The organism is Bacillus sp. AK031, from assembly GCF_053903065.1.
This window is the reverse complement of the sequence record NZ_CP096424.1, coordinates 1208245-1234009: the sequence shown is the minus strand read 5'-3', so window position 1 is coordinate 1234009 and position 25765 is coordinate 1208245. Positions and strand designations below refer to the sequence as shown.

At 40.8% G+C, this 25765-nt stretch carries 34 protein-coding genes; 4 read left to right on the top strand and 30 right to left on the bottom strand.

Annotation, left to right across the window (positions count from 1 at the left end; genetic code table 11):
• Window position 1: 1 nt before the first annotated feature.
• Both M1E09_RS06130 and M1E09_RS06125 read right to left on the bottom strand, forming a co-directional pair.
• Window positions 2–556 carry a ComE operon protein 2 gene (locus tag M1E09_RS06130; protein WP_456273966.1) on the bottom strand — a complete coding sequence of 185 codons (555 nt, stop codon included), beginning with the start codon at window positions 554–556 and terminating at the stop codon, window positions 2–4.
• A gap of 141 nt (window positions 557–697) precedes the next feature.
• Window positions 698–1324, bottom strand: coding sequence for a helix-hairpin-helix domain-containing protein (locus tag M1E09_RS06125; protein ID WP_456273965.1), 627 nt, complete (start codon window positions 1322–1324; stop codon window positions 698–700).
• A gap of 130 nt (window positions 1325–1454) precedes the next feature.
• On the opposite strand from M1E09_RS06125, the gene comER reads away from it, so the two are divergent.
• On the top strand, window positions 1455–2276 hold the full coding sequence (comER, locus tag M1E09_RS06120; RefSeq protein ID WP_456273964.1) for a late competence protein ComER: 822 nt from the start codon (window positions 1455–1457) through the stop codon (window positions 2274–2276).
• Between the two features lie 89 nt (window positions 2277–2365).
• Here comER and M1E09_RS06115 read toward each other — a convergent pair whose 3' ends face one another.
• The 8 genes from M1E09_RS06115 to M1E09_RS06080 are packed head-to-tail and all read right to left on the bottom strand — an operon-like array spanning window position 2366 to window position 7394.
• A complete protein-coding gene (locus tag M1E09_RS06115; RefSeq protein WP_456273963.1) occupies window positions 2366–3112 on the bottom strand; it encodes a class I SAM-dependent DNA methyltransferase in 747 nt (248 codons plus the stop codon).
• The gene (gene rsfS / locus M1E09_RS06110; protein ID WP_456274915.1) at window positions 3109–3465 is read right to left on the bottom strand and encodes a ribosome silencing factor; all 357 of its coding nucleotides are present in this window, start codon (window positions 3463–3465) and stop codon (window positions 3109–3111) included. Before rsfS ends, M1E09_RS06115 begins: the two co-directional genes overlap by 4 nt.
• A gap of 4 nt (window positions 3466–3469) precedes the next feature.
• Window positions 3470–4036 (bottom strand): bis(5'-nucleosyl)-tetraphosphatase (symmetrical) YqeK, encoded by a 567-nt coding sequence (gene yqeK / locus M1E09_RS06105; protein WP_456273962.1) that lies wholly within the window; start codon window positions 4034–4036, stop codon window positions 3470–3472.
• Window positions 4023–4598, bottom strand: coding sequence for a nicotinate-nucleotide adenylyltransferase (locus M1E09_RS06100; RefSeq protein WP_456273961.1), 576 nt, complete (start codon window positions 4596–4598; stop codon window positions 4023–4025). The genes yqeK and M1E09_RS06100 overlap by 14 nt, the downstream gene beginning before the upstream one ends.
• Window positions 4599–4610: 12 nt before the next feature.
• Window positions 4611–4904, bottom strand: a complete 294-nt coding sequence (yhbY, locus tag M1E09_RS06095; RefSeq protein ID WP_456273960.1) for a ribosome assembly RNA-binding protein YhbY — start codon at window positions 4902–4904, stop codon at window positions 4611–4613.
• A gap of 1 nt (window position 4905) precedes the next feature.
• Window positions 4906–5739, bottom strand: coding sequence for a shikimate dehydrogenase (gene aroE, locus M1E09_RS06090; RefSeq protein WP_456273959.1), 834 nt, complete (start codon window positions 5737–5739; stop codon window positions 4906–4908).
• Between the two features lie 36 nt (window positions 5740–5775).
• A complete protein-coding gene (gene yqeH / locus M1E09_RS06085; RefSeq protein WP_456273958.1) occupies window positions 5776–6891 on the bottom strand; it encodes a ribosome biogenesis GTPase YqeH in 1116 nt (371 codons plus the stop codon).
• Window positions 6873–7394, bottom strand: a complete 522-nt coding sequence (locus tag M1E09_RS06080) for a YqeG family HAD IIIA-type phosphatase (RefSeq protein ID WP_456273957.1) — start codon at window positions 7392–7394, stop codon at window positions 6873–6875. The genes yqeH and M1E09_RS06080 overlap by 19 nt, the downstream gene beginning before the upstream one ends.
• A 520-nt stretch (window positions 7395–7914) precedes the next feature.
• Between M1E09_RS06080 and sda the strand changes: the two genes are divergently transcribed.
• Window positions 7915–8055 carry a sporulation histidine kinase inhibitor Sda gene (sda, locus tag M1E09_RS06075; RefSeq protein WP_456273956.1) on the top strand — a complete coding sequence of 47 codons (141 nt, stop codon included), beginning with the start codon at window positions 7915–7917 and terminating at the stop codon, window positions 8053–8055.
• 83 nt (window positions 8056–8138) lie between these two features.
• Here sda and M1E09_RS06070 read toward each other — a convergent pair whose 3' ends face one another.
• Together M1E09_RS06070 and M1E09_RS06065 are read right to left on the bottom strand one after the other, a co-directional pair.
• Window positions 8139–8924, bottom strand: a complete 786-nt coding sequence (locus tag M1E09_RS06070) for a phosphatidylserine decarboxylase (protein ID WP_456273955.1) — start codon at window positions 8922–8924, stop codon at window positions 8139–8141.
• Window positions 8925–9141: 217 nt separating this feature from the next.
• Window positions 9142–9276 (bottom strand): hypothetical protein, encoded by a 135-nt coding sequence (locus M1E09_RS06065; RefSeq protein ID WP_456273954.1) that lies wholly within the window; start codon window positions 9274–9276, stop codon window positions 9142–9144.
• A gap of 181 nt (window positions 9277–9457) precedes the next feature.
• On the opposite strand from M1E09_RS06065, the gene sigK reads away from it, so the two are divergent.
• The gene (gene sigK, locus M1E09_RS06060) at window positions 9458–10177 is read left to right on the top strand and encodes an RNA polymerase sporulation sigma factor SigK (protein ID WP_456273953.1); all 720 of its coding nucleotides are present in this window, start codon (window positions 9458–9460) and stop codon (window positions 10175–10177) included.
• Window positions 10178–10865: 688 nt separating this feature from the next.
• On the opposite strand, the gene M1E09_RS06055 is transcribed toward sigK, so the two are convergent.
• From M1E09_RS06055 to mtnN, 5 genes are all read right to left on the bottom strand, one after another.
• Entirely contained in the window at window positions 10866–11003 is a 138-nt protein-coding gene (locus tag M1E09_RS06055; protein WP_456273952.1) for a YrzI family small protein, read from the bottom strand.
• A 52-nt stretch (window positions 11004–11055) separates the two neighbouring features.
• Entirely contained in the window at window positions 11056–11193 is a 138-nt protein-coding gene (locus tag M1E09_RS06050) for a YrzI family small protein (protein WP_456273951.1), read from the bottom strand.
• A gap of 52 nt (window positions 11194–11245) precedes the next feature.
• Entirely contained in the window at window positions 11246–11383 is a 138-nt protein-coding gene (locus M1E09_RS06045) for a YrzI family small protein (protein WP_456273950.1), read from the bottom strand.
• A gap of 375 nt (window positions 11384–11758) precedes the next feature.
• A complete protein-coding gene (locus M1E09_RS06040) occupies window positions 11759–12010 on the bottom strand; it encodes a YrhC family protein (RefSeq protein ID WP_456273949.1) in 252 nt (83 codons plus the stop codon).
• 132 nt (window positions 12011–12142) lie between these two features.
• Window positions 12143–12838 carry a 5'-methylthioadenosine/S-adenosylhomocysteine nucleosidase gene (gene mtnN / locus M1E09_RS06035; RefSeq protein WP_456273948.1) on the bottom strand — a complete coding sequence of 232 codons (696 nt, stop codon included), beginning with the start codon at window positions 12836–12838 and terminating at the stop codon, window positions 12143–12145.
• A 179-nt stretch (window positions 12839–13017) separates the two neighbouring features.
• Between mtnN and M1E09_RS06030 the strand changes: the two genes are divergently transcribed.
• Window positions 13018–13227 (top strand): YrzA family protein, encoded by a 210-nt coding sequence (locus M1E09_RS06030; protein WP_456273946.1) that lies wholly within the window; start codon window positions 13018–13020, stop codon window positions 13225–13227.
• 68 nt (window positions 13228–13295) lie between these two features.
• Here M1E09_RS06030 and M1E09_RS06025 read toward each other — a convergent pair whose 3' ends face one another.
• The 13 genes from M1E09_RS06025 to M1E09_RS05965 form a co-directional block, all read right to left on the bottom strand.
• On the bottom strand, window positions 13296–14051 hold the full coding sequence (locus M1E09_RS06025; RefSeq protein WP_456273945.1) for a DUF1510 family protein: 756 nt from the start codon (window positions 14049–14051) through the stop codon (window positions 13296–13298).
• Window positions 14052–14166: 115 nt separating this feature from the next.
• Window positions 14167–15930: a peptidoglycan D,D-transpeptidase FtsI family protein gene (locus M1E09_RS06020; RefSeq protein WP_456273944.1), complete on the bottom strand. Its 1764-nt coding sequence runs from the start codon at window positions 15928–15930 to the stop codon at window positions 14167–14169.
• 146 nt (window positions 15931–16076) lie between these two features.
• Complete coding sequence (gene greA / locus M1E09_RS06015; RefSeq protein ID WP_456273943.1) at window positions 16077–16553, bottom strand: transcription elongation factor GreA; 477 nt, start codon at window positions 16551–16553, stop codon at window positions 16077–16079.
• A gap of 250 nt (window positions 16554–16803) precedes the next feature.
• The gene (udk, locus tag M1E09_RS06010; RefSeq protein WP_456273941.1) at window positions 16804–17439 is read right to left on the bottom strand and encodes a uridine kinase; all 636 of its coding nucleotides are present in this window, start codon (window positions 17437–17439) and stop codon (window positions 16804–16806) included.
• Window positions 17440–17523: 84 nt separating this feature from the next.
• Window positions 17524–18159 carry an O-methyltransferase gene (locus M1E09_RS06005; protein ID WP_456273940.1) on the bottom strand — a complete coding sequence of 212 codons (636 nt, stop codon included), beginning with the start codon at window positions 18157–18159 and terminating at the stop codon, window positions 17524–17526.
• 170 nt (window positions 18160–18329) lie between these two features.
• Window positions 18330–19466, bottom strand: a complete 1137-nt coding sequence (mltG, locus tag M1E09_RS06000) for an endolytic transglycosylase MltG (protein WP_456273939.1) — start codon at window positions 19464–19466, stop codon at window positions 18330–18332.
• 157 nt (window positions 19467–19623) lie between these two features.
• On the bottom strand, window positions 19624–19908 hold the full coding sequence (locus M1E09_RS05995) for a DUF1292 domain-containing protein (protein WP_456273938.1): 285 nt from the start codon (window positions 19906–19908) through the stop codon (window positions 19624–19626).
• 12 nt (window positions 19909–19920) lie between these two features.
• Window positions 19921–20337 (bottom strand): Holliday junction resolvase RuvX, encoded by a 417-nt coding sequence (ruvX, locus tag M1E09_RS05990; protein ID WP_456273937.1) that lies wholly within the window; start codon window positions 20335–20337, stop codon window positions 19921–19923.
• Between the two features lie 3 nt (window positions 20338–20340).
• Window positions 20341–20607, bottom strand: a complete 267-nt coding sequence (locus M1E09_RS05985; RefSeq protein ID WP_409251462.1) for an IreB family regulatory phosphoprotein — start codon at window positions 20605–20607, stop codon at window positions 20341–20343.
• Between the two features lie 80 nt (window positions 20608–20687).
• Complete coding sequence (alaS, locus tag M1E09_RS05980) at window positions 20688–23321, bottom strand: alanine--tRNA ligase (RefSeq protein ID WP_456273936.1); 2634 nt, start codon at window positions 23319–23321, stop codon at window positions 20688–20690.
• 376 nt (window positions 23322–23697) lie between these two features.
• Window positions 23698–24771: an AI-2E family transporter gene (locus tag M1E09_RS05975; RefSeq protein WP_456273935.1), complete on the bottom strand. Its 1074-nt coding sequence runs from the start codon at window positions 24769–24771 to the stop codon at window positions 23698–23700.
• Between the two features lie 482 nt (window positions 24772–25253).
• The gene (locus M1E09_RS05970) at window positions 25254–25385 is read right to left on the bottom strand and encodes a DUF3918 family protein (protein ID WP_456273934.1); all 132 of its coding nucleotides are present in this window, start codon (window positions 25383–25385) and stop codon (window positions 25254–25256) included.
• A gap of 16 nt (window positions 25386–25401) precedes the next feature.
• On the bottom strand, window positions 25402–25590 hold the full coding sequence (locus M1E09_RS05965) for a hypothetical protein (protein WP_148937764.1): 189 nt from the start codon (window positions 25588–25590) through the stop codon (window positions 25402–25404).
• Window positions 25591–25765 lie beyond the last annotated feature (175 nt).

Below are 25765 nucleotides of genomic sequence, written 5' to 3'. Positions count from 1 at the left end.
GTTATCCTTTAAAGATTTTTTCATATTGGTCACGATACTGAGTTAACTCTGTACTGTTTAATCCCAGTTCTTCGAGCTTGTCCAGCATTTGCTGACTGAACTTCTTTCCCTGGTCATCTATTCCCGATTCTGTAAACGGAACCTGTTCAAGATGAACGCCAGCCTGGTCAAATAATTCGATGGCATACGGATGGTTTTTATAGCTTTCTGCATAAAATACCTTTTTGATCCCTGCCTGAATGATCGCCTTGCAGCATTGAAGACAAGGGAAATGGGTTACATATATTTCAGCACCTTCCGTACCGACACCAAACTTCGCACACTGCAGGATAGCATTCATTTCTGCATGAATGGTCCTGACACAGTGATTATCGATGACATAACACCCTTCATCCACACAATGGACTCCTCCTGCAATTGATCCATTATAGCCTCCTGCAATAATCCGCTTGTCCCTCACAATAGTCGCTCCGACTGTCAAACGGGTACAAGTGCTCCGTAAAGCCAGTAAGTGTGATTGGGCCATAAAGTAGTGATTCCATGAAATTCGTGACATGTACAAAACCCCTTCCAAGTTATCCTTGTGTCAGATTGCCCGATCTGTTTACCATATGTATACAAAAAAGAGCAGCTAGTAAATAAGTGTTAATTTGAGTGTAATGACAAAGCTGCGCTTCCGTCAATCCTTTTTACAGATTTAGCGGACTGTGACGGAATCTTTCAGTTTGGCAAATGTCCCATCACCAATACCGGAAACTTCTTTTAATTCGTCAATTGTTTTGAAGGGGCCATTTTCAGTTCTGTAGACAATAATGGCTTCTGCTTTAGAGGGACCGATACCTGGAAGTTTTTCGAAATCCTCCTTCTCAGCCGCATTGATATCCAAAACCGCTTCTCCTTGTGTATCTGTAATAGAAGGAACAGCGGCAGCCCCCTCCTCACCTTCCTCAGGGACATAAACAACCATTTCATCCACGACTTTCTGGGCAAGATTCACGCTATCCTCCCCCGCATCCTGAGTAAAACCACCGGCTCTGATTATCAGGTCATTCACCCTTTCCCCCATGACCGCTTTGTAGATGCCTGGTTTTTTCACGGCTCCTTTTACATCGACAAAAATCTCATTCGCCACTTTCTGTTCAGTGTTTCCCTCGTCATTCATTACAATTGCAGCAGGAGTATCAACACTTTCCACCTGCACCCCTTCTTCCACAACAACGTTTTTTTGTTCATCAGGCCTGATAATATAAACGGCTATGAAAAAAACAGCTGTCATGAGAATAGCAATCGGGGCTTTATACTTATTAAACATTGATCGGAGCATGATTTCCCTCCTTTGTATATTAGGTATATTCGGTTTTTAAAAATCATAGGAATGGTAAGAGAAGGTTAATTGAAACCAATGGATAAACTTGTAGTTATGAAAAAAGATGTGTGAAGAAGGAGGGCTGCACATGAAGGTAGGAATAGTGGGAACAGGCAATATGGGCGGCATCTTAATTGAAGCATTTATTGAGGCAGGAGCAATTTCTCCTTCTGACCTCAATGTCGTCAATCGCACAAAGGAAAAAGCTGAAAAAATCCAGAACAAATTTAAAGGGATTTCAGTATATGATCAACCGGCTGATCTCATCAATGATTCTGATGTGATTTTTATTTGTGTGAAACCTTTGGATATATATCCCCTTTTAAATAATAATCCAGGCTGCTTTACGAAGGATAAATGCATTGTATCCATAACCAGCCCGATCAGTGTTGACCAAATAGAATCGCTTGTGGACTGTTCATGTATGAGAGTGATTCCGAGCATAACAAACAGGGCACTGAGCGGGGTATCCTTATTTTCATATGGGAGAAAATGCTCATCAGAATGGCAGGAAGCGATATGGAAGTTGTTAAGCGCTGTCTCTACACCTGTCGTTATTGACGAGAATATCACCAGGGTTTCTTCGGATATTGTCAGCTGTGGACCGGCTTTTTTCACTTATTTAACGAGGAAATTCATTCAAGGGGCAGTCAGTGAAACAAAAATTGACGAGCAGACAGCAACAGTGCTGGCATCTGAAATGTTAATCGGCCTTGGAGAACTTCTAAAAAAGGAAATTTATACACTGGCAGCACTTCAAGAGAAGGTTTGCGTTAAGGGCGGTATTACAGGCGAAGGTATTTCTGCAATGGAAGCAAATATCGGGGAACTGTTTAATGATTTATTCAAGGCGACACATAAGAAGTTTGATGAAGATTTAAAGGAAACAAAACAGCAGTTTGGTCTGTGACCTTATTATTATATTCTAGAAGTATTCTTCAAATCCTTTATTATTTAAAAAAACGGCAGGCTGCAATTCAACAGCCTGCCTCTTTACTATTATGCTTTTTTGCATGCAAAAAAAATTCTTTCACTTTGATCTCCCGGATATACATCCAAAAAATCAGCGGTGACGGATAAAACACTAAACCCTGCCTCTTCAAGCCAGTTCTGCAATGTTAAAACCGGGTACGTCCGCTGATGGTGAAATTCATCGATGCGTTCATATTGCCCGCTTTCATCATCTTTGACAAAGAAGGTAAGCTCGTGCTCCACACTGTTGGGAGCTTCACCAGGGAAGCAGTCCCAAATATAAGAAACATCTTCATCATTATAAGTAAAGGTTTCATTCAGGAAGATTTGTGTAATCTTAAAGATGGAGTGAACATCAAACAGAAAAATTCCGTCTTCAGCAAGGTGGTCTTTGACCTTATTGAAAGTACTGACAACCTTCTCTTCGTTCTCCAGATAATTTAATGAATCACAAAAAATCGTAATGATATCAAATGTGCCCATTCCTTCAAGCTCACTCATATCCTGTTGAAATAAGGGCAGTGTGAGCCCCTCATCTTGAGCTTTTTCCCGTGCAATAAAAAGCATATCTTCAGACAAATCAACCCCAGTAACCGAATACCCTTCTTTCATGAGCCTTAACGGGAGTTCACCGGTCCCGCAGCCTATATCCAAAAGCGCTTTTCCTTTTACCAGGTATTGTTTCGCCTGTTTATTGATGTACTCCACCCATGAATCATAAGGGACATCCCTCATCAGATAATCATAGATGTAGGCGAATTGCTGATAGCTCATTGTTCGATCTCGCTGCTGACATCAACAATCGGGGCATCTCCCCAAAGCCTTTCGAGTTTGTAGTATCCTCTTTCTTCACGATGGAACACATGTGCAACGACGTCACCCATATCAACCAGTACCCAGCGGGCTTCATCAAATCCTTCCATCCGTTTTACGTCTGTCCCTGATTCTTCAGCTTTCTCTTTCAGCTCCCGGGCAATGGCTTGGACCTGTTTGTCTGAATTACCATGGCAAATGACGAAGTAGTCAGCTATCAATGAAATACCTTTCATATCAAGAGCCACAATATCTTCTGCCCTTTTATCATCAGCTGCTTTATAAGCAACTGAAAGCAAGTCTTTACTGTTCATCATATCAACTCCTATAATTTAGAACTAACTCATTGAATGTATAAAATGTATCAGGAAAAACAGCCTGATTTTTTTTCATGAGAAATCCGATTGTATTTCTGATGGAACTTATCAATGCCTGGTCAAGATTATGTTTAGCTTGTTCCCTTACTTCATCTACACCTGGAAAATGTCTGCCCGGCTCAATATAATCCGCAAGATAAATGACTTTCTCCAGCTGTGTCATGCCCGGCCTGCCGGAAGTATGGAAACGGATGGAATTCAATATCTCTTCATCACCCATCCCTGTTTCTTTTTCTACCAGATAGGCTCCCACAGGGGCATGCCATAATTCAGTATTATACCGGAGCAGCCTGTCATCCAGGTTCTGTGTTTCAATGATCTCTCTCATTTCGTCTTTTGGACGAAATTTTGCATAATCATGGAAAATGGCTGCCATTTCAGCTTTGTAGAGGTCAACACCATACCTTTCAGCCAGATCAAGCGCCGACTCAACCACTCCCAAAGTATGCTGATAGCGGTGCTCCGTCAGCTGTGGCTTCACAAGACTGAGTGCTTTATCTCTTTTCATATAGTTTCTCCTCCCTGATATAATCTGAAACCCTTTCAGGCACGAGAAACTTGATTGTCCTGCCTGTAGAGATTCTGTCTCGGATCATCGTAGAAGAGATTTCAATCTGAGGGACTTTCACCATTTTTACATTATAAGGAGTATTCTCCTTATAGCCAGGCCTCTTGACGCCTGTAAACTGGACCAGCTGTGAAAGCTCATTAATTTTATGCCACTTTGGAAGATATTCAATCATATCTCCTCCGATAATGAAATAAAACTGAGAGTCAGGCTCCCTTTCTGTGAGCAGTTGAACCGTCTCATAAGTATAGGATGTACCTTCCCTGTCCAGCTCGACTGATTCAAGGATGAACTGCGGATGTTCCTTTATCGCTTCTTCAACCATCCGTTTTCTTTGGTGAGAAGTGGTATCTCCTGTTAGCTTTTTATGAGGCGGGATACCGGCAGGCATAAACCTGACCTCGTCCAAATTCAGTTGTGAAAGCACTTCGTTAGCGATAATCAAATGTCCCAGGTGTGGGGGATTGAATGTACCGCCCAGCAATCCAACTCTTTTTTTCATAGAGGACTCCTTTTATTTAGGAAAGACAATCCGTTTATTTTCTTTGGATTCTTTGTACAGGATAATGGTGTTGCCAATGATTTGAACGATATCCGCCCCTGCACCGGAAGCAATTTCTTCAGCCACGGTATCCTTATCTTCATCGCAGTTTTGCAGTACACTTATTTTCATTAATTCTCTTGCTTCTAATGCTTCGCTTATCTGTTTAATCATATTGTCATTGACCCCGCCTTTTCCGACTTGAAAAATCGGGCTTAGATGGTGAGCCTCAGAACGAAGAAATCTTTTTTGTTTGCCAGTTAACATATTAACCTCCCAGATGTTGTTGAACTATTTTTCTCATTCGACAGGAATCGGGTTTGATCCCTGTCCATAATTCGAATGCCATTGCTCCTTGATGTACGAACATCCCAATACCATTTTCTCCATGACCGCCAAGAGACCGGAATGTTTTGATCATCTTGGTGGAAAGCGGGTTATATATAATATCTGAAATGAATGCCCCCTCTTTAATACGGGACACTTCAAAAGGCATAGCTTCTATTTCAGGATACATACCGACAGAAGTGGTTTGGACTATAATATCATATTTCTCCAAATCCTGTTGAGCCTGCTGAATCGTAAGGGCAGCCGACTGACATGAAAACGGACATTCTTTTATGATATTTTCCCCTTTTGAAACTGTACGATTACTAATATCGATGTGTTTCATCCCTGAAGCTGCAAGCGAATAAAATATAGCCCTCGCAGCTCCTCCAGCACCGATGATCAATACTTTTTTATCCTCAATGGGAAATGGACAGCTCTCTTTCAATGATCGGAAAAATCCCAGACCATCCGTGTTATAGCCAATGAAGCGGTCAGCTTTTCTTACTACCGTGTTGACTGCACCAATGGCCTCTGCAAGCGGATCTATTTCATCCAGGAAAGGTATAATGGCTGTTTTGTGCGGGATTGTGACATTGAAGCCTTTGACTCCTAAAATCCTCAATGCCTCAACCGCCTTCTGCAAATCACCGCTATTCACCAGAAAAGGCTGATAATGGCTGTCCAGCCCATTCGCTTTAAAAGCATCGTTATGCATAAGAGGGGACATCGAGTGAGCGATCGGATTTCCGATTACACCATACAATGTCTTCATCGGGAAACCTCCCATATATTCAGTCTGTTTCAGGGCTTAAATAAGTGATTTTCTCATAAAAACACTTACCCCTTTTGGAACATGGGCAGCGATTGTTGCTCCAGGATCATTGATTGTTACCCAGCCAAGCCCTGAAAAAACAATATCTGTTTTCCCTTCCTTGATCTTGAATTCATGACGGACAAGTTCAGGAAACTGGTCAAGATCATCCTTTCTTGGCGGCTGAAGCATCTCACCTGCATGGTTGCTGTAAAGCTCATCAGCATTCTCCACTTTAGTTCGGTGGATATTCAGCTCATTAGAAAGGTAACATACAAACGAACGGCGCCCTCCGCTTAAATAATCGAAACGGGACAAACCTCCAAAGAATAATGCCTGGCCTTCATTTAATTGAAACACCTTCGGCTTAATTTCTTTTTTCGGAGTAATGTATTTAAGATCTCTCTTATCTACATAGTGAGCCATTTGATGATGGTTGATGATTCCCGGTGTATCGATCAGGGCCTCTCCGTCATCCAATGGAATTTCAATCATATCAAGGGTCGTTCCCGGGAAATGGGAAGTTGTAATAATGTCCTTTTCCCCTGTAACATGATGGATGACACGATTGATGAATGTTGATTTTCCAACATTCGTACATCCAACAACGTAAACACTTTTACCTTTTCTGTATTCTTCTATTGCTTCAACTGCTTCCTCAATAAATTGTCCTTTAGCAGCGCTCATCAGCTTCACATCGACCGGCTTAAGGCCCAGTTGCTTTGCCTGATACTTCATCCAGTTGATTAATTTAGACGGCTTCACCGATTTCGGCAGCAAATCAACTTTATTGCCGATCAAGAGAACCGGATTGTTCCCTACAAACCGGTGCAGGCCAGGGAGCCAGCTGCCATTGAAATCAAATATATCGACAACTTTTACAATGAGGCCTTCCCCTTTCCCGATTTCATTCAGGATCTTCAGGAAGTCATCATCTGTCAAAGAAACATCCTGCACTTCATTATAGTGCTTTAATCGAAAGCATCTTTGGCAGACAATTTCCTCTTTTTCCAACGATGACGCGGGTGCATACCCTAATTTGTCCTTATCTTCGGTTTGAATGCCGACTCCGCATCCCGTACATACAATCTTGGTCACTTTTCTTCCTCCCATTGAATCATGCCTTTACGTTTAAAAAAGTTCATGATCCTTCTTTCAACTTTACGATTAAACTTTGTGATGAATCCGTCTGTCTGTGCCACAGGGACAACCAGTATCGTATAGAATCCACTGCGGTTGCCGCCAAGAACGTCTGTCAACAGCTGATCTCCGACAACGACAGTCTCTTCCCTTTTCACGCCCATTTCGTTTATCGCACGTTTAAACGCTCTGCCCATCGGCTTTCTCGCTTGAAAAATAAAAGGGATGTCCAATGGCTCTGCAAAGCTTTTGACTCGATCTTCATTATTATTAGAAACAACAGTAACCATAATCCCGTGATCCTGCATTAACTTAAACCATTTGATTAACTTAGGGGTCGCCTGGGCTCTATCCCACTCGACCAATGTATTATCAAGATCTGTAATAATTGCCTTAATCCCTTGTTTCTTTAAAGTTTCGGGTTTTATTTGGAAAACATCTTTTACTTGCTCATTAGGCAAAAATGATTTTAACACGTTTTACACCTCTTACTTTCCTATTCTACCGCTATAATCATAACCAATTTTCCCTTTAGATTCAAAATTAACCATTTAATATGCCTTTTATTGGTTAACCATTAAGATAAGGGAAATAACTGGAGAAAGAACGTTACATACTTCTAGCCAGTCTGCATGCAGCCATTGGCTTTTTCATCAAGAAAACTACTTTAGTTATTAAAACTCCTGGGTACTGAAAGGGCCAGAAATTACTATTATATTAGTTGTTGCAAAGAAAATTCAAAAAAAAAATAAAAAACTTTTCGACAAATTGAAGGGGTTGTAAATTTGTGGATAACTTTATACACAGTATCCCCCTATATTTTAAAGAATATTGCCTTTTTATAAACAACTTAACCACAAGTTATCCACCAAAAGCTGTGGATAACGGAACGCTTGTTCTGCTTGTTTAAATTTGGTAGAGTAAGTATACAAAGTTAAAACTTACTACTATATGAGATAAAAAATGAAAAAATGATATCTTTTGGAGGTGAACATTGTGCGTAAACTTTCTGATGACCTGTTGATTGAATCGTACTACAAAGCGAGAGATCTGAAATTGAATCCAGAGTTTATCCGCCTCATTGAAACTGAAATTCACCGTCGGTCCCTGACATACCGCATTAAAATTTCATCATAAATAGACCAGATTCCCAAAGGAGCAGTCAGCCAGCTGACTGCTCTTTTATTAATAAAAAAGCTCCCTATAACAGAAAGGGAGTTTTACTGACTCGTTAGCTTTCCAATTACTTGTCCCATTTTCACAGAACCAGGGACTTCCATTTTGTCATTCAAGCTGAATTGCCCTTGTTCAAATAGCAGGATGACAGTCGAGCCAAATGAAAAATAGCCGATTTCTTCGCCTTTCTCCCACTGTTTTCCCTCATTTGAATACTTTATCGAATTTACAAACATTGCCCCCACCTTAACAAGACACATATTGCCGCTTTGATGGGAAACCTCGGTAATGGACCTGTAATTTTTGGCCAAGGTGCTTCTCCCCAGCTTCAATCCCACTTCATTAACCGGGTAGGAATGTTTGCCCAATTCCCACCTTCCGATAACAGCTGCATCCACCGGACTATGTATGCGGTGATAGTCAGCTGGACTCAAATACAAAATCAGGGATTGTCCACCCGCATATTTCTTTGCTTTTTCCTTGCTTCCCAGCATTTCCTCGACCGAATACTCTTTTCCTTTAACAAGCATTCTTAATGAATCTGAAATGGTGCCGCTATCAGCCAGCCTTCCATCTACCGGGCTGATCACTTCAGTTTCATCCCCTTCCACTTTCCTCATTCCTTCTTTCAGGTTTCTGATGAAAAAGGAGTGAAGATTCGGGTAAGCCTTGTAATCTTTTTCAATTTCTTCGGTGTTGATTTTATACGTTTTTATATAGGAAGGGATGAACTTTGCGCTCAGTCCTGACTGCACAAACTTTTGCAGCAATACAGATGACCAGGTTTTATTGGTCAATTCAATACAAAGTTGATAAAAAAGCTTTCTCAACGTCACAGCTCCTTAAGTATATAGTAGTACCTATTATTATATACTTCTCTGAAAAGGTCCATGATTTTTTTGTTTTCTATGAACACATTAATGGAAAAAGCAGTGGCTTGACTTCCTAGTACTGCGCAACTCAATTTTATAACGATGTAGCAGGCTAAAATATTCCATTAACACCCATAAAAGAAGGTGCCTCTTTGGAAGCACCTTGGGCATTTATTTAAGAATATTGGTAATAACGCCAGCAGCCAAAAAGGAACAACAGAATAATCAGGACAACAGCAAGCGCTAGATAAAAACCGCCATAACTTCGAGGATAGACTGGTGCATAGTAATATGGATAACCATAGACCATAATGATTCCCTCCCAAGTGTGTTGTTATATCTATCCTATGCTCAATGTACGTGTCGTGTATAGGCAGATGATACATTAGAATGGGCACCATTATTAAAGTAAATTGAAAGGACGTGCAAGGACAGAACATTTTTAACATATGATGCTATATAGGCTAAAGTCCTTTACTGGAGGTGAAAGTATGTCCGCAATTGCAACTGCTATAGGCTATTTTCTCAAAGAGCTGATCTTTTTAGTATCTTATGTAAAGAACAATGCCTTTCCGCAGCCGCTTTCATCACAAGACGAAAAAAAATACTTACGAAAGATGGCCGACGGGGACGAGAATGCAAGGAACATCTTGATTGAACATAATCTTCGACTTGTTGCCCATATTGTAAAAAAATTCGAAAACACCGGTGAAGATCCGGAGGACCTCATCTCAATCGGCACGATTGGATTGATAAAAGCTATTGAAAGCTACTCTGAAGGAAAGGGTACGAAGCTGGCTACCTATGCAGCAAGGTGTATCGAGAACGAAATATTAATGCATTTAAGGGCTCTGAAGAAAACAAAAAAAGATGTTTCCCTCCATGACCCGATCGGGCAGGATAAAGAAGGCAACGAAATCAGTTTAATCGATATTCTAAAGTCTGATGCCGATGATGTCATTGAAACAATCCAACTGAGCATGGAGCTGGAAAAAGTCCGAAAATATATTTGTGTATTGGATGATCGCGAGAAGGAAGTCATCATCGGCCGTTTTGGCCTTGATATGAAAGAAGAAAAAACTCAACGAGAAATCGCTAAAGAACTGGGCATTTCACGGAGCTATGTATCCAGAATTGAGAAACGGGCATTAATGAAAATGTTCCATGAATTTTACAGGGAAGAAAAAGAGAAAAGACAATCTTCTTCATAAAGGTAAACAAACAGCCTGACTCCAAGGCTGTTTTTTTTCTTCTACTCAATTTAGAGGTCTTTCAGGCGCAAAAAAAAGAGAGATCAATCGCAACCAGATTATCTCTCATTGACCGAAGATATTCAGTTAAGCCATTTTCTATATAGACCTAATTAGTCAACGCTTACTTCAGCAGCAATAATGACACCAATAGCAGTTGTCAACAATAGTCCCATGATCATAGAGAACATGTTCCCCACTCCTTTTTATATTCGTTTTGTTTAATTTGTTCTTACTATTAATTTATCACAACGATTTCCAAATCAACGGCGAGAAAGTGAACAGTTATTTACTAATCATTGACAACTTTGTGAAGTGCATCACTTGCCTATATAAAATCTAATTAAGCTGTTAATAATAGACCGGATGAGTATTTCCCCACTCAACCGGCCTTTTGATTTATTTTCGCTTTTTTCTCTTTATGATTAAAGTTATTAGCGTGACATTTAAAAACATGTGTACTCACCATCCAAGATATTTTTCTGCTTTAAATTCAAGCAAAGACTGCTTGGTTCGATGGTAAGAAAGTGTTTCTGCAAAATCGTTATGCAGAGTCTTTCTCCACCCATAATGCATTTAGACGTTTCACCTGAAAAATGACCATACTCTTTTCTCCTCTCATTATCGTTTTAGTTTCATGTAGCTCCAATTAGAATAGTCGGACAGATTCTTGCTTTAATTTGTTTTCTTCAAAGTGCTTAGAGACCAACTCATCATGATTGTACTCATTTACTGAACGCATCCGCTTCTTGATTGTGATGCTCATGAATAATATATTCAGCGTCATATTAACACCTCCCTTTAAAGTCGTTTCCCCTTCACATTATTTGATGGGATTTCTAGAATATTCTTACTGATTCTTGCTTTAATTTGTTCGTTTCAAACTGCCTGGAAACCATCATGTCATGATTGTAATCCTGCATAGAACGCATTCGTTTTTGTATGGTAATGCTCACGAATAAAATATTTAACGTCATACTAACACCTCCCTTTTAAAAGTGATCTTCATTCTCTTAGGTTACAATTTGATTAGAATAATCTCATTGATTCTTGTTTTAGCCTGTTTTCTTCAAAATGTTTTGAAACCACCAAGTCATGATTGTAATCCTCACTAGACCTCATTCTTTTCCTGACCGTGATGCTCATAAATAAAATATTTAACGTCATACTGACACCTCCTTAAAAAACACCATTAAAAAAAGCCGCGAAGAGACACCTCCCGCAGCAGTCACAAAAAAGCCGCAGGAATGCACACACTCCCGCGGCTTGGTATGATTAGTTTAATTACGAAATAATCAATCCATCGGCGATCGAATGTGTAAAAATATATTCAGTTGCAGTGATTGTCTTCAGTCCGGCTTTCGCTACCATCATCATTTCATTCGACCTCCTTTTTTGATTGTTATTTCTTTACAGAGGTAAGTATATCCATTTCAACAGGAAAAGTAAACCATTTTATTTGCCTTTTTTTGAAAAATTTTCAAAACGTGTATTTGACCATAAAAAAAACCGAAAAGGGTAAGCCCCTTTCCGGTTTTTTGGTTACATTTTGACTTGTTCATCATCCATGTCTGAAAGCTTCTTCTTCAGCCTTGCCGCCTGATAGAAAAACATGCCTGAGAAAGCAAGCAGGACTACAGTTCCGCCCATTAATACATAAGTTTTCATGAGCGTTTTTTCTTCCACAGGAAGGACAGCTCCCAGATAAAGAAATACACTTAATGAAACAAGGACAAAAGCAAATCTTTTATAATCTATGATTTTATCATTTATAATCTTTTTGATATTTTCCAAACGAAATCCCCTCTTTCTTTTGGGTTTCAATGATTTACGTCGCTAAAAAGTCTACTTCCACTGTAACACAGAAAAAGGGACTTTTATTCATGTAAATCTCACCAAATGTGGAAAGAAGGGATCTTTATGGTTTTATTTCAGCTTGGACACCATTTTCATGACCAGGTTGGCAGAATTTACTGCCGCTGTTTCCAGGTATTGATCGAAGGAAATATGAGATTCTTTGCCGGCAATATCTGAAAGAGACCTGATAATCACAAATGGCACCTGGAATTGATGTGCTACTTGGGCAATGGCAGCAGCTTCCATTTCAACAGCTTGCAGGTTTTCAAATTTATCGCGGATCGCCTCAACACGTGCAGGGTCATTCATGAACGAATCACCTGTAGCGATCAAGCCTGATACAACCTTGACATCAGACGTTTCCTTGGCACTTTCGGCAGCAACCTCTTTTAACCTTTCATCAGCAGTGAAAGCTGCAGGGAGCTGGGGAACCTGTCCATACTCATAGCCAAACGCGGTAACATCGACATCATGATGCCTCACATCTGTTGAAATGACAACATCGCCAACGTTTAAATTGGGGTCAAAACCGCCGGCAGAACCGGTATTGATGACAACATCTGGTTTAAATCTCTCAAGCAGAACCGCTGTACTCATTGCAGCATTTACTTTCCCGATTCCTGAACGCAAGAGGACAACCTCTACACCATGCATATTACCTGAAGTGTATTGGCTTCCACCGATAACCTCTTCTGCCGCATTATCAATATTCTGCCTAAGTAGCCTGACTTCTTCTTCCATAGCTCCGATAATTGCAATTTTCATATCAATAACCTCATTTCTTTCACCTTATTGTATACTCTTTATGTATGTAGCTATTTTACCCCAAAGGCTATCGGTTTTCCACATCACCGCCTTGCAGTAATAGATGAGTGAAGAGAATTATTGTAACAGTCTATAGACTATCTGATAAAATAAGAGCAGCCATAAATCAGGAGGGAATTATGAATATAGAATTTGATTTAATCCAGGACAAAATTGAATTTTTTGAAGCGCGTGATTTACAGACGCTCGAGAAAAAAATCAATGAACAAATCGGCCATAACAAAAGTATCCTGTTAACCGTGCATTCTGTATCACACAATGTTAGTTTGGATGAAAGAGGCCAGCGATTGTATACGGCAGTGGTTCACTTCAAAGCAAAACAGATATAAAAACAAGCTGATCCAAGGCAGCGGCAGCCGCTGTATGGATCAGCTTATGTTATTTGAGAACAACCTCATCAATCTTTGTCATTTTCAACCAATTCTTGCATTTTTACAGGCTTCCATCCCTTGCCGTCTACCCATTGCAAGTAGACACGGTAGGTGGTTGACTGGTCCTTAGGCGCTACGGTACCGATTGCTTTGTCAGGCCCTCCGTTACGTTCAAGCCACCACACAGTCATGTTGCCCTCGGGAATTCCCGTTGCATAAGACAATGCCTGCACTTTTTCCTGCCAGTCTGCAGAATCTTGTTCATATTGTGCGACGTGCTCTCCTGTCTGTTGTGTCCCGATCGGCTTCCAGCTTGGGTCTACGATAACTTTCTTGACGTTTGGTTCGTCACTCTCTTTAACTACCTTCTTACTGTCAGAAGAAGTTTTTTTATCCTTTTCTTTCTTTTCCTCATCCGTTAATTCTTCACCGTCAGCGACAGGCTTATCTTCTCCATCAGCACCCGTTTCATCTGCTGAAGAATTTTCAGCGTTTGCATTTTCACTATCTCCAGCAGAAGATTCAGCTGCTTCCTTGTCAGTGCTTTCAGTCGCAGCTGTATCTGATTGCTCTTCATCAGAAGATGAGCTGCTGTCAGCCACTTCAGCATTCGTACCTTGAGTATCTGTATTCTCTACTGCAGCACGGTCGGTGTCATTTCCAAGGAAGATCGTCGCTCCTACCGCAATGATCAACACAAGGACAACCGCAATCAGGCTGTTCAGGATGACATTGGACTTTTTCTTTGCTCTTTTATCTAAACGAGAATTATATTTTGCCATTAATCGTACACTCCCCTGCAATTCTATAAACCTTTGTCAGGCTCTCTCTCTTTACCCATTCTACCATGCTAATAAATTCATCAAAAGAAATTTAATGAAAAATAAGGAGGTTTTCCTAGTAGTCATCTCCACCAGATTCATTCTGGGAATGAATCATGTCTACAATATCTTTAAAAACCGGATAGATTCCGCCTTCATATTCAAATACATCCATATTGACAACAGCGAGTGCATATTGAGGATTTTCGAAAGGAAAATAACCCGCAAACCATTTATTATACAGTTCCTTTTCACCAATCCGTTGTCCTGTTTGCGCTGTCCCGGTTTTGCCTGCTATTTCATAAGCTGCCGTCTGTAAGTACCTTGCTGTTCCATTTTCCCCAGCCACCACGTTCCGCAGGTATTGCTGCATTTTCATCGCTGTATAGGGAGAGACTGCCGTGCCTTCTGCTTTCTGGACTGGAAACCCTGTAAGCTGTGTTCCGTTTTTATATTGAATACTGCTGACAGCTCTCACACTTTGCTTTTTGCCGCCTCGGGCAATCGTTGCCATCATGTTTGCGACACCTACTGGAGTTACACGGACCTCTCTCTGACCGATTCCTGTTTGGGCCATAAAATTCAAATCACTTCTTTCGTCCTCATTAATAAAGATTCTGCCTTCATCCAATGAAAGAGGCTTAAAATCCTCATAATGGAAGACGCTTCCTTCCCAGCTTATATCTCCTATCAATCCTAATCTCTCAGCATAATGGTCCAAAACCTTTTCATCGTTCACTATTAACTCTTTGCTGATATCGGCAAATGTGCGGTTACAGCTGACGGCAAAGCTGTCTTTAATATTAATAGTTCCATGTGGTTTAGCAGCTGGTTCTCCATATATATCTTCATCACAGGAAAACAAAGTGTTTTCATCTACCAGATTTAAATCAATAGCTGCAGAAGCAACAACTGTCTTGAATACAGAACCAGGGACAATCTGCGTTGCCATTAAGTTTTTCGCTCCATCATCCGAAAACGGGGTGGCTTTCTGGACGGATGGCCTTGATACGCTTGCAAGGATATCGCCATTCTTAATATCTATAAGCACAGCTCCTCCTTTTAAAATTGAATGCTTATCTACCAACTCTTCCATTTGTTTTTGCAACGTTGAATCTATCGTTGTCTGGATATCCAAAGGATAAAATGGATTGGCAGGTGCTAAGTATTTCACATCCACCCCAAATAGCGGCCCGCCTCTTGCATCAACATGGTAAATCAATTTGGATTCCTGCTCAGCAATCAACCATTCATCAAATGATTTCTCAAGGCCCGTAATACCGATTTTCTGGGTCGCTCCTTTTACCTTATCAGGGTATCTCGCATGAAACCTTTCTTCATTTTCACCCGTTAACCCAATGAACTGCTCAGCCAGGATCTCATCCTTTGAATATTTTCGTTTTAAAGCGAAAACACCCTTTAATTTTAAATTGTTTATTTCATTCATCTGGTTCTCGCTTAATATGTAAGGGGCATCCCCGCCATAAACGAATGGCTCACTTTCTTGTTCTATCGCATGATGAAGTTCACTCTCATCAATTTTTAGAATATCGGCAACTTTTGCGGTCTCCCAATCAATCCGTGCCAGGAATGGAAACAGCACCAGAACATTCTTCGATTCATAGTTGAGCGGTTCTCCGGCTCTATCAAGGAAAGCTCCCCTTCCTTCATCGATGATCAGCTGCTGCGTTCTTTGGTTTACGCTATTTTCGATTAGATTAATTTGATGCTTTGAGAACGACTCTGCTTCCAATAATTGAAGTTGCATTAGTCTCAGAAGAAGGCCCAGCATAAACAGCAAAACGATTCCGCTGAAAAAGTATATTCGCTTTTTTTTCATCTAGAACACCTCGTCAATCAGTGTTGACGTTTTGGCGGGAAACATACTTGCTGAGGTTAAAATGCTGGATGCATATGAGAAGGTCAGAAAAGAATTGAACAAAAAAAGTGATGAAAGCTTAAGCCTTCATCACTTTTAAAATAAAATTAGTTAACAGCTGTAATCTTCACGTTCATTTCTCCGCCTGGAGTTTGAACCGAAACTTCACTGCCGACCTTATGGCCTAACAGGCTTTTTGCGATTGGTGAATCGTTCGAGATTTTACCTTCGAATGGATCCGCTTCTGCACTTCCAACGATTGTATATGTTTCTTCTTCACCATCTGGAAGCTCAACGAATGTTACTGTCTTTCCGAGTGTGACTGTGTCAGAGTTCATTTCGTCTTCTTGAATGATTTTCGCATTGCGGATCATATTTTCAAGAGTGGAAATCCTGCCTTCTACGAATGCTTGCTCATCTTTCGCAGCATCATACTCAGAGTTCTCGGATAAGTCACCGAAACTGCGGGCGATTTTGATTCTTTCCACAACTTCTTTACGTTTTACCGATTTTAAATGTTCGAGTTCTTTTTCTAATTTTTCCTTACCTTCTTGAGTCATTGGGTATACTTTTTCTGTTGCCAAAATACTTCACTCCTTATAGTAAGTATAAGAACCTCCCACCGGTTCCATATGTACGTATGTGTGTACGCTACAGCAGCGGAATTTCCTCTTCTGCTTATTCTTCCATTGCAATTCAGGGAATGGACTAAAAGGCAAGGATATTCCTTGAACCTTTTCATCCATTCCCTAATAAAGAATATGGGCATTGATTGATTCCTTGGGATCGTGAATATTTCTGAAAATGCTGTATGTTTTTATCTATGCTATCGTATTACAAAAATGATTTTTGTTCAAGAATTGTTTGAATTTTTGTTACCATTAAATCAATCGCAACATGATTATGGCCGCCTTCAGGGATGATAACATCTGCATAGCGCTTAGTCGGTTCGATAAACTGATTGTGCATTGGACGGACGACGTTGATATACTGGTCGATCACTGAATCGATTGAACGGCCCCGCTCTTTGATATCTCTCAGCATCCGGCGGATGATCCGCAGATCTGCGTCAGTATCCACGTAAAGCTTAATATCCATTAAGTTACGCAATCTTTCATCTTCTAATACCAATATTCCCTCTAAAATTATTACATCTTTTGGTTCAACAAGCAAAGTCTCTTCTGAACGGGTATGCATTTTATAATCATAGATCGGCTTTTCGATGCTTTCATTCTTCAAAAGTTTCATTAAATGCTTAATTAAAAGCTCATTATCAAATGCAAGCGGATGGTCATAATTGGTTTTAAGCCTTTCCTCAAAAGGTAAATGGCTTTGATCTTTATAATAATAGTCCTGTTGAATCATCAGGATTGAATGTTCTTGAAATGATTCATAAATTGAACGGGTTACACTGGTTTTTCCGGATCCCGATCCTCCTGCTACACCTATAACAATTGGCTTATGTTTCATGGATAGCGGATCTCCTTTCCTGGTTCGTGCTGCAGAGGCTGTCAACTATAGAGACAGCGCTTCTCATGACGTATTTTATATAGATTATTTTCTTTTGCTTACGGCCAGACCGTCCCCAACAGGAATGATCACTGTCAGGTAATCCGGGTGGTCCATCAGCCAATCGTTGTATTCCTTAATTTTTTTGACCATTTGGCGTATCCGTTTATTTTCCACAGTTTCCTCAGCTACCATTCCTTTAAACAGAACATTATCTGAGTAAATCACACCCTCATTGGACAGAAAAGGGGTATACAGATCAAAGAATTTCTTGTATTGCCCTTTGGCCGCATCAATGAAGATTGCATCATAGGGACCTTTTTCTTCAACCTCTTTCTCCAGTTCCAGAGCATCGCCAAAAAGGATTGTCACTTGGTCTTTTTGTGAAGAACGGGAGACGAATTCCAAAGCTTGATTGTATCTTTGCTCATCTCTTTCCAGCGTTACAATTTCAGCTCCAGGAAGGGCTTCAGTCATTCTTAAAGCTGAGTACCCAATGGCTGTTCCAATTTCCAAAATCCGAGCGGGTTTTTGGATTCTTAAAACCTGCAGTAATGTTTCAATTCCTGGCAGCTCCATGATCGGAACATTTTCTTTATGGGCAAATTCCTCCATTTCAGTTAAAAGAGGATTTCGTCCTTGAATTAACGACTCAATGTATCCATTTACGGCATTATCCAAAACAGTCACTCACTTTCCATTCACATACAAGTAAAACTACATAAAAGTAGAAAGCCCGCAAGCTTTCTACCTCAAGTTTATATCGAATTCTTTTTATATCATGGTCTAAAAAACACTTGTACTATTCTACCATATTAAAAAGAGGAAAGCTAATACTTCCCTCTTCTCCTCTACTCTTCAGAAGTTATATATTGTGCTTTTTTCTCATTATGTTCTTCTAACGTTTCGGAGTAATAGACAGTTCCTTCAGACGAAGCCAGGAAGTAGTAATACTCAGTGTCATCCGGTTGCAAGGCTGCTTCTATAGACGTCAATCCAGCATTGGCTATTGGCCCTGGAGTCAGCCCTGTGTTCTGGTAAGTATTATATGGAGAGTCTACTTCCAGGTCTTTATAGACTGTCCTGTCCTTATGTTCCCCGAGAGCATACAGTACGGTTGGGTCTGTCTGAAGCATCATACCTTCCTTTAACCGGTTATGGAACACACTTGAAATCTTTCCGCGGTCCGCTTTTTCAGTCGCTTCTTCTTCTACCAGGGAAGAAAGGGTCAAAAGCTCATGAACAGTAAAATCCTGTTCAATCCGGGAAGTCTCGTATTGATTCAGGACTTCTCCTGTCTGGGCTATCATTTTATCAATAATGGCTTCAAGTGATGGTTCTTCCTCATAGAAAGGATATGTCGATGGATAAAGGTATCCTTCAAGAGGATGCTTGACTCCATCTGCAAATATTTCTTCTTTTACGAGCAGGTCCGGATATTTGGCGATCATCTCTTCTATAAAGCTTTTATCATCAAGCTTTTTCATGATTTCTTCTTTGCTGTATGGGGTCTTTTCTTCAATTCTTTCAGCAATTTGATCGAGTTGAAGCCCTTCCGGTACGGTGACCTTGAACTCCGCTTTTTTCATGACCTTTCCAGTCTTTAAGCTGGTCACGATCTCATCAAGAGTCATTGCCGGAGTTAGATCATAGTTTCCTGCTTGAAATCCGGATTCATTGTTGAACTTTACATAGTACTTAAAAATCAGTGAATTTTTAATAATCCCGTTTTCTTCAAGTATATTTCCGATTGAAGTGACTCCTGAACCGATTGGAATCTCCACATCGACTGCTTTATTGTTATCTGAGTCCACAGGCTGCAAGGCAGATTTCACATACAGATATCCTCCAATGATTGTTCCGCCTATGATGATGAACAATGCAAGGACAATGATACCCACTATCTTACGTACGACTTTTGCTTCTTCTTTTCGCTCTATTAGTTTGGATAAAAGAATCTCTTTTTTGGATTTTTTTTCTTCGTTCATTTATATTTCCCCCTCTCGAGCAAAAACGGGGTTCCCCCTTAATATTCGACATGCATCTGTTTCATTATACTACATTTTTCAACCAAAAAAAGAGGACATTCTGCAAAAAAGGAATCAAATTCCCATTCGCAGATGTCCTCTGTAATTTATCGAACTTTTACTCTTCTTCCTCATCAAGGAAAGTTTCAAGCATTTCTTCAATCATATCCCATTCTTCTTCGGTTTCGATAGGCTTAAGTTCTCCTTCTTCACCTTCTTCTCCAGGTAAGAATGCAGATGCATGGATTTCAATTTCTTCATCTCCATTTTCATCTGCCCCTACAGGGTAATAAAGTACATAGGATTTGTTGAATTGATCTGATTCAAAAGTGAAAAGAACCTCACAAAGCTGTTCGCTTCCTTCTTCATCAATTATTGTAATTTGGTTTTCGCCGTGTTCCATTTTATACACCTCTTATTTTTGGCTGTCCAAATATCCTTGAAGGATAAAGGCTGCTGCCATTTTATCAATTACTTTTTTCCGTTTTTTTCTGCTTACATCAGCTTCCAGTAATATTCTTTCGGCTGCCATCGTGGTTAAACGTTCATCCCACAAAATCGTCGCGACTCCAAGCTTGTCCTCCAGGAGCCGGGCATATTTTTGCGAAGCTTCTCCACGCGGGCCGACAGTATTGTTCATATTCTTTGGAAAACCAATGATGACCTTGTCTACTTCATATTCTTTAATCAATTCTTCCACCCGGTCAAGTCCGAACTTCGACTGTTCTTCGTTGATCGAGATTGTTTCGATGCCCTGGGCCGTCCAGCCCATTGCATCGCTTATTGCTACGCCGACTGTTTTCGAGCCGACGTCCAGTCCCATAACCCGCATGCTTTACCCCTCTTTATGCTGCTTCAAGTATGATTTCACCAGCACTTCAATGATCTCATCACGTTCTAAACGACGGATGATGTTTCGTGCATCCTGATGTCTTGGAATATACGCAGGGTCTCCAGATAACAGGTAGCCGACAATCTGATTGATAGGATTGTACCCTTTTTCCTGCAGAGCGTTGTGAACCTGGAGAAGAACTTCGTTTACATCCTGTTCGAATGGTTCATCCGAAAAATTAAATCGCATCGTTTTATCAAAAGAGCTCATAATTCGCACCTCTCTTTAGGCTTGGTGTATTCTTACAAACCTGTCTCATTACTTTCATTGTACACCACTTTAGTATCGATTTAAACGGATTTGATCCAATCTTCTACAAACTTCAAGGCTACATCCAATTTTTCCGGATTCTTTCCGCCTGCTTGTGCCATATCCGGACGGCCTCCGCCGCCTCCGCCGCAAATACCTGCAACTTCTTTAACCAGCTTACCTGCATGGTATCCTTTTTCAACAAGATCCCTTGTTACACCTGCCGTGATATTGACTTTATCACCTTGGGCTGAACCAAGTACCACAACTGCAGAACCAAGTTTTTGTTTCAAGTCATCGACCATATTTCTGAGGTTATTCATATCTGCACCAGCCACTTTTGCAGACAGAACATGAACTCCATCGATTTCCTTCACTTTATCTGCCAGGCTGCCGGCTTCGATATTGGACAACTTGCTTGTCAGTGATTCATTTTCACGTTGTAAATCTTTCATTTCTGCAAGCAGGCTGTCAATGCGTGTCACTATTTCTCTTGGATTGGATTTAATTTTTTCAGCCGCCTGTTTCAGTATACCCACTTGTTCATTTAAAAGTTTGTAAGCTGCTTCACCTGTCACCGCTTCAATTCTGCGTGTGCCTGCACCAATGCCGCTTTCTGCTGCGATTTTGAATAGGCCGATTGAAGATGTATTACTGACATGACAACCTCCGCAAAGCTCGAGACTGAAATCCCCGATAGAGACTACACGGACAGTATCTCCATATTTCTCTCCAAATAAAGCCATCGCTCCCATTTCTTTTGCTTCTGCAAGCGATTTATATTCGGTATCAACATCAGTACTGTGCCATACTTGCTTATTCACAATCGCTTCGATTTTTTCAATTTCTTCTGCACTTACACTCCCAAAGTGAGAGAAGTCAAAGCGCAAACGGTCAGGCTCAACAAGTGATCCTGCCTGGTTGACATGATCTCCAAGGACTTCTTTAAGAGCCTGGTGAAGCAAATGAGTCGCAGTATGGTTTTTAACAATTTTACTTCGGGTCTGTTCGTCAACCAAAGCCTGGACATCTTGCCCTTTCGTCAAAGTCCCCTCTTCAACTACAGCGCTGTGAAGGTTTTGGCCATTAGGTGCCTTCTTGACATCTTTTACGGAAACCTTGACACCATCTGCCAGCAGGAAGCCTTTATCTCCTATTTGTCCGCCGCTTTCAGCATAAAATGGGGTCTTGTCAAGGATGAACTGTATTTCATTACCTGCTTCAGCCCTCTCAACCAACTCATTATTGAATACAATTACTTCAACTTTTGCGGAGGATTGAAGACTTTCATATCCTAAGAATTCACTTGTAGTTTTAATATCTCCAAGAACACCGCCTTGAACCTGCATCGATCCTGTATCCTGGCGGGCAGAACGTGCTCGGTCACGCTGAAGTTCCATTTCTTTTTCAAAGCCTTCCTGATCTACCTTCATGCCCTCTTCCTCAGCATACTCCTCAGTTAATTCAACCGGGAATCCGTAAGTGTCATACAAACGGAAGACATCTTTTCCTGAGATGAGGCTGCTGCCCTCGGCTTTTTCTTTTTTGATAACAGAAGAAAGGATCGACAATCCTTCATTGAGCGTTTCGTGGAATCGCTCTTCCTCATTTTTGATAACCTTCTGAATGAATTCACTTTTTTCCTTCACCTCAGGATAGAAGTCAACCATGATCTCGGCCACCACCGGCACAAGATCATACATAAAAGGTTTATTGATGTTGATTTGTTTGGCGAACCTTACTGCACGTCGAAGGAGTCTTCTTAGTACATACCCTCTTCCTTCATTGGAAGGCAATGCTCCGTCACCAACAGCAAAGGATACAGTTCGGATATGATCTGCAATGACTTTAAATGCAACATCCTTCTGTTCATCCTCCCGGTATTTCACACCTGCAATCTCCTCGACAGCAGAAATGATCGGCATGAAAAGGTCTGTATCAAAGTTAGTCGGAACGCCCTGTGCGACACAAGCCATCCTTTCAAGTCCCATTCCTGTATCAATATTCTTCTTTGGAAGTGGTGTATAAGTATTGTCGGGATTATGGTTAAACTCAGAAAATACCAGGTTCCACACTTCCAGGTAACGATCATTTTCTCCACCAGGATATAATTCAGGGTCGTAAGGGTTGTCGCCATATTCAGATCCACGGTCATAGAAAATTTCTGTGTTCGGTCCGCTTGGGCCTTCACCGATATCCCAGAAGTTGCCCTCAATACGGATGATTCTCTCTGCAGGGACACCAATTTTGTCTCTCCAGATTTCGAATGCTTCTTCATCTTCCGGATGGATTGTCACTGATAGTTTCTCCGGATCAAAACCGATCCATTGTTCATCCGTGAGGAATTCCCACGCCCACTCAATGGATTCTTCTTTGAAATAATCGCCAATGGAGAAATTCCCCAGCATTTCAAAGAAAGTATGATGGCGTGCTGTTTTACCAACATTTTCAATATCATTGGTCCTGATTGATTTCTGGGCATTTACAATGCGTGGATTCTCAGGAATCACCCGTCCATCAAAATATTTTTTCAATGTAGCTACACCACTGTTGATCCACAGCAATGAAGGATCTTCATGTGGAACGAGTGATGCACTTGGTTCTACCCTGTGGCCTTTTTCCTTGAAAAAATCAAGGAATTTCCTTCTGATTTCAGCACCTGTTAATGTTTTCATCTGTTTTCTCCTCCTTCATATTCTGAGAACTTTTCTAAAAAAGCATACAAAAAAGCCCTCATCCCTGGTCAGGGACGAGAGCTTGCTCGCGGTACCACCCTGGTTATGAATTTCTTTTCGGAAATTCATCACTCTGAAGCCTTAACGCGGCGAACGGCAGGTTTGCCTGCACTCTGGATTAGCGTTCTGTTATCCTTCATCTGGAATTTCTTTCAGCCTCGGAAATTCCTCTCTTACGTGCCTTCACACTCAGATGGACTATAACATACTCGATCTTTCGTCGATTTGATCATGTTTTATTGTATATGTCGAATTATAGAAATATCACTGGCATTTGTCAATCTGAACCGGGGAAAAACCGATAATTTATTTTCATTTAACTGTTTTCATGGGCTGTAAAATGAGTACGGGCATGGAGAAAGGCCACTTTTAACATCGCCAATAAAGGGACAGCCACAATCAGACCCAGCACTCCGCCCACTTCTCCGCCAATGATGAGGGCTCCCATGATAAAAAGCGGATGCATATGAAGACTTTTCCCTACGATTAAAGGAGATAGGACATTCCCTTCCAAAAATTGCAGGACAAAAACGATGACTATTACCTTGATGACCATATCAGTTGAAACAGTACTGGCCACGATGGCAGCTGGAACGGCTCCGAAAATCGGGCCGAAATAAGGAATGACATTGGTAATGCCTATTATGATTCCGAGCAGCAAAGGGTATTTCATCCCAAACGCCCACAGAGAGATAGCTGCAATCGACCCGATCAGAAAGCAAACGAGTAATTGTCCCCTTATATAACCTCCAAGTGATTCATCAAGGTCTTTCAAAAAGTTCCCAGCATTTTTGCGCCACTTTTCTGGTGTCAAACTCCTTGCCGTATTCTTTACTTTTGGAAAATCCTTTAACAGGTAAAAAGAGATGAACGGAACGATAGCAAACAACAGCATGCTGTTCATTACTTTCAGCACACCGGATAAGATGATTGCAACGATGCCATTGAGCCAGTCTTCAAACTTTTCAATTCTCATCTCCAGTTCCTGTTGTATTCCGTCCGGCCAAGTGGATGTCTGCTTTTGGATATAGTCAAGCCAGCGTTGGTACTGTTCTGTATAAAGCGGTGCATTCTCCGCGAGATCCTTCAACTGATGGATGATGGCCGGAATTCCTTTATAAATGGCATATCCAAGGCCACCGAAAAAAAAGATATAAATTAAAAGAATGGCGACACCCCTGTGGATGCCTGCCTTAAAAAGTTTTTCAACTAAAGGATGAAGAAGATAGGTGATAAAACCGCCCAATAAAAAAGGTATTAATACAAGTATGAGGACATTCAAAATCGGCTTCCATACAGGCTGGAGCAGGTAGAGTACATAGACAGTGATGACAGCAAGCAGAGTGATTGACAGCCTGTAGAGCCACTTGACGTATGGACGGTTATTCATATCCCGCTCTCCTTTCGTCTGGTTTCATCTATTACTTAATGTGGGCAAAAAATAGGAAACCATTCAATGTTAGCGCCTCTAGGTATGGTTGCTGATTGGGTGAGACCCGTCTAAGTTAATGTTTAAGCGAGGGTATGTAAATATTCTCGAATAATCGATATTGTATAAACCAGAAACATTTTTATAATGATGTGTTTCTTTTCTATTCACCCTATTACTCATGTGAATCTTTTTTATAATAGTGTGTTTCCCTGATAATCGCCCTATTACTAACCAGATTCTTTTTTATCATAGTGTGTTTCCTTGATAATCGCCCTATTACTAACCAGATTCTTTTTTATCATAGTGTGTTTCCTTGATAATCGCCCTATTACTAACCAGATTCTTTTTTATAATAGTGTGTTCCCTTGTTATCATCACCCTTTTAACCCAAAAGGCTGCCTGCAGGAAAACAAAAAAACAGAGGGAAATCCCTCTGTTCCTTAAAACATCTTTTTCATTTGTTTACGCATTTTTTTCATATTTCTCCCGCTCATCATGTCTGAACGGCGAGACATTACCGTAGCAGCAATTCCAGCTCCAAATCCGATCATTGAGGCTAGTGTTTTGTTCATGAAGCCCACCTCTTTCTTAGCTTAATTGGCGGTCTTCCTCGTCAAATAAATCATCCAAAGAGCTTAACGTTCCATCTTCCTCGACCTGGTGTGTGTGTATGACACCTTTGGTAATTGAAAGTTCAATAAAACATTTCCAGCAGTAATACTGGTTGATTCCAATCTTGCCTATATCCTTGCTTTGACAATTTGGGCATTTCATCACATTCCGCCACCCTTCTGAATCCGTGGCATCGCCTGCTTTTAATTGCTTTTAAAAGTAGATCTTTGCCATATTTTCCAGTAGCAGTATGCCCAAATTGCCTAAAGCCTATTCAATTAATTGCAATACGAGGAAGAACGGCGCCATCATGCTTTGATATCCGGTTCTAACGTCCCCG

Excerpts from the sequence above, each read along its gene's own strand:
- M1E09_RS06130 (WP_456273966.1), bottom strand. The coding sequence starts at position 556 with ATGTCACGAATTTCATGGAATCACTACTTTATGGCCCAATCACACTTA.
- M1E09_RS06125 (WP_456273965.1), bottom strand. The coding sequence starts at position 1,324 with ATGCTCCGATCAATGTTTAATAAGTATAAAGCCCCGATTGCTATTCTC.
- comER (WP_456273964.1), top strand. The coding sequence starts at position 1,455 with ATGAAGGTAGGAATAGTGGGAACAGGCAATATGGGCGGCATCTTAATT.
- M1E09_RS06115 (WP_456273963.1), bottom strand. The coding sequence starts at position 3,112 with ATGAGCTATCAGCAATTCGCCTACATCTATGATTATCTGATGAGGGAT.
- rsfS (WP_456274915.1), bottom strand. The coding sequence starts at position 3,465 with ATGAACAGTAAAGACTTGCTTTCAGTTGCTTATAAAGCAGCTGATGAT.
- yqeK (WP_456273962.1), bottom strand. The coding sequence starts at position 4,036 with ATGAAAAGAGATAAAGCACTCAGTCTTGTGAAGCCACAGCTGACGGAG.
- M1E09_RS06100 (WP_456273961.1), bottom strand. The coding sequence starts at position 4,598 with ATGAAAAAAAGAGTTGGATTGCTGGGCGGTACATTCAATCCCCCACAC.
- yhbY (WP_456273960.1), bottom strand. The coding sequence starts at position 4,904 with ATGTTAACTGGCAAACAAAAAAGATTTCTTCGTTCTGAGGCTCACCAT.
- aroE (WP_456273959.1), bottom strand. The coding sequence starts at position 5,739 with ATGAAGACATTGTATGGTGTAATCGGAAATCCGATCGCTCACTCGATG.
- yqeH (WP_456273958.1), bottom strand. The coding sequence starts at position 6,891 with ATGGGAGGAAGAAAAGTGACCAAGATTGTATGTACGGGATGCGGAGTC.
- M1E09_RS06065 (WP_456273954.1), bottom strand. The coding sequence starts at position 9,276 with ATGGTCTATGGTTATCCATATTACTATGCACCAGTCTATCCTCGAAGT.
- sigK (WP_456273953.1), top strand. The coding sequence starts at position 9,458 with ATGTCCGCAATTGCAACTGCTATAGGCTATTTTCTCAAAGAGCTGATC.
- M1E09_RS06055 (WP_456273952.1), bottom strand. The coding sequence starts at position 11,003 with ATGACGCTGAATATATTATTCATGAGCATCACAATCAAGAAGCGGATG.
- M1E09_RS06050 (WP_456273951.1), bottom strand. The coding sequence starts at position 11,193 with ATGACGTTAAATATTTTATTCGTGAGCATTACCATACAAAAACGAATG.
- M1E09_RS06045 (WP_456273950.1), bottom strand. The coding sequence starts at position 11,383 with ATGACGTTAAATATTTTATTTATGAGCATCACGGTCAGGAAAAGAATG.
- mtnN (WP_456273948.1), bottom strand. The coding sequence starts at position 12,838 with ATGAAAATTGCAATTATCGGAGCTATGGAAGAAGAAGTCAGGCTACTT.
- M1E09_RS06030 (WP_456273946.1), top strand. The coding sequence starts at position 13,018 with ATGAATATAGAATTTGATTTAATCCAGGACAAAATTGAATTTTTTGAA.
- M1E09_RS06025 (WP_456273945.1), bottom strand. The coding sequence starts at position 14,051 with ATGGCAAAATATAATTCTCGTTTAGATAAAAGAGCAAAGAAAAAGTCC.
- M1E09_RS06020 (WP_456273944.1), bottom strand. The coding sequence starts at position 15,930 with ATGAAAAAAAAGCGAATATACTTTTTCAGCGGAATCGTTTTGCTGTTT.
- udk (WP_456273941.1), bottom strand. The coding sequence starts at position 17,439 with ATGAAACATAAGCCAATTGTTATAGGTGTAGCAGGAGGATCGGGATCC.
- mltG (WP_456273939.1), bottom strand. The coding sequence starts at position 19,466 with ATGAACGAAGAAAAAAAATCCAAAAAAGAGATTCTTTTATCCAAACTA.
- M1E09_RS05995 (WP_456273938.1), bottom strand. The coding sequence starts at position 19,908 with ATGGAACACGGCGAAAACCAAATTACAATAATTGATGAAGAAGGAAGC.
- ruvX (WP_456273937.1), bottom strand. The coding sequence starts at position 20,337 with ATGCGGGTTATGGGACTGGACGTCGGCTCGAAAACAGTCGGCGTAGCA.
- M1E09_RS05985 (WP_409251462.1), bottom strand. The coding sequence starts at position 20,607 with ATGAGCTCTTTTGATAAAACGATGCGATTTAATTTTTCGGATGAACCA.
- alaS (WP_456273936.1), bottom strand. The coding sequence starts at position 23,321 with ATGAAAACATTAACAGGTGCTGAAATCAGAAGGAAATTCCTTGATTTT.
- M1E09_RS05975 (WP_456273935.1), bottom strand. The coding sequence starts at position 24,771 with ATGAATAACCGTCCATACGTCAAGTGGCTCTACAGGCTGTCAATCACT.
- M1E09_RS05970 (WP_456273934.1), bottom strand. The coding sequence starts at position 25,385 with ATGAACAAAACACTAGCCTCAATGATCGGATTTGGAGCTGGAATTGCT.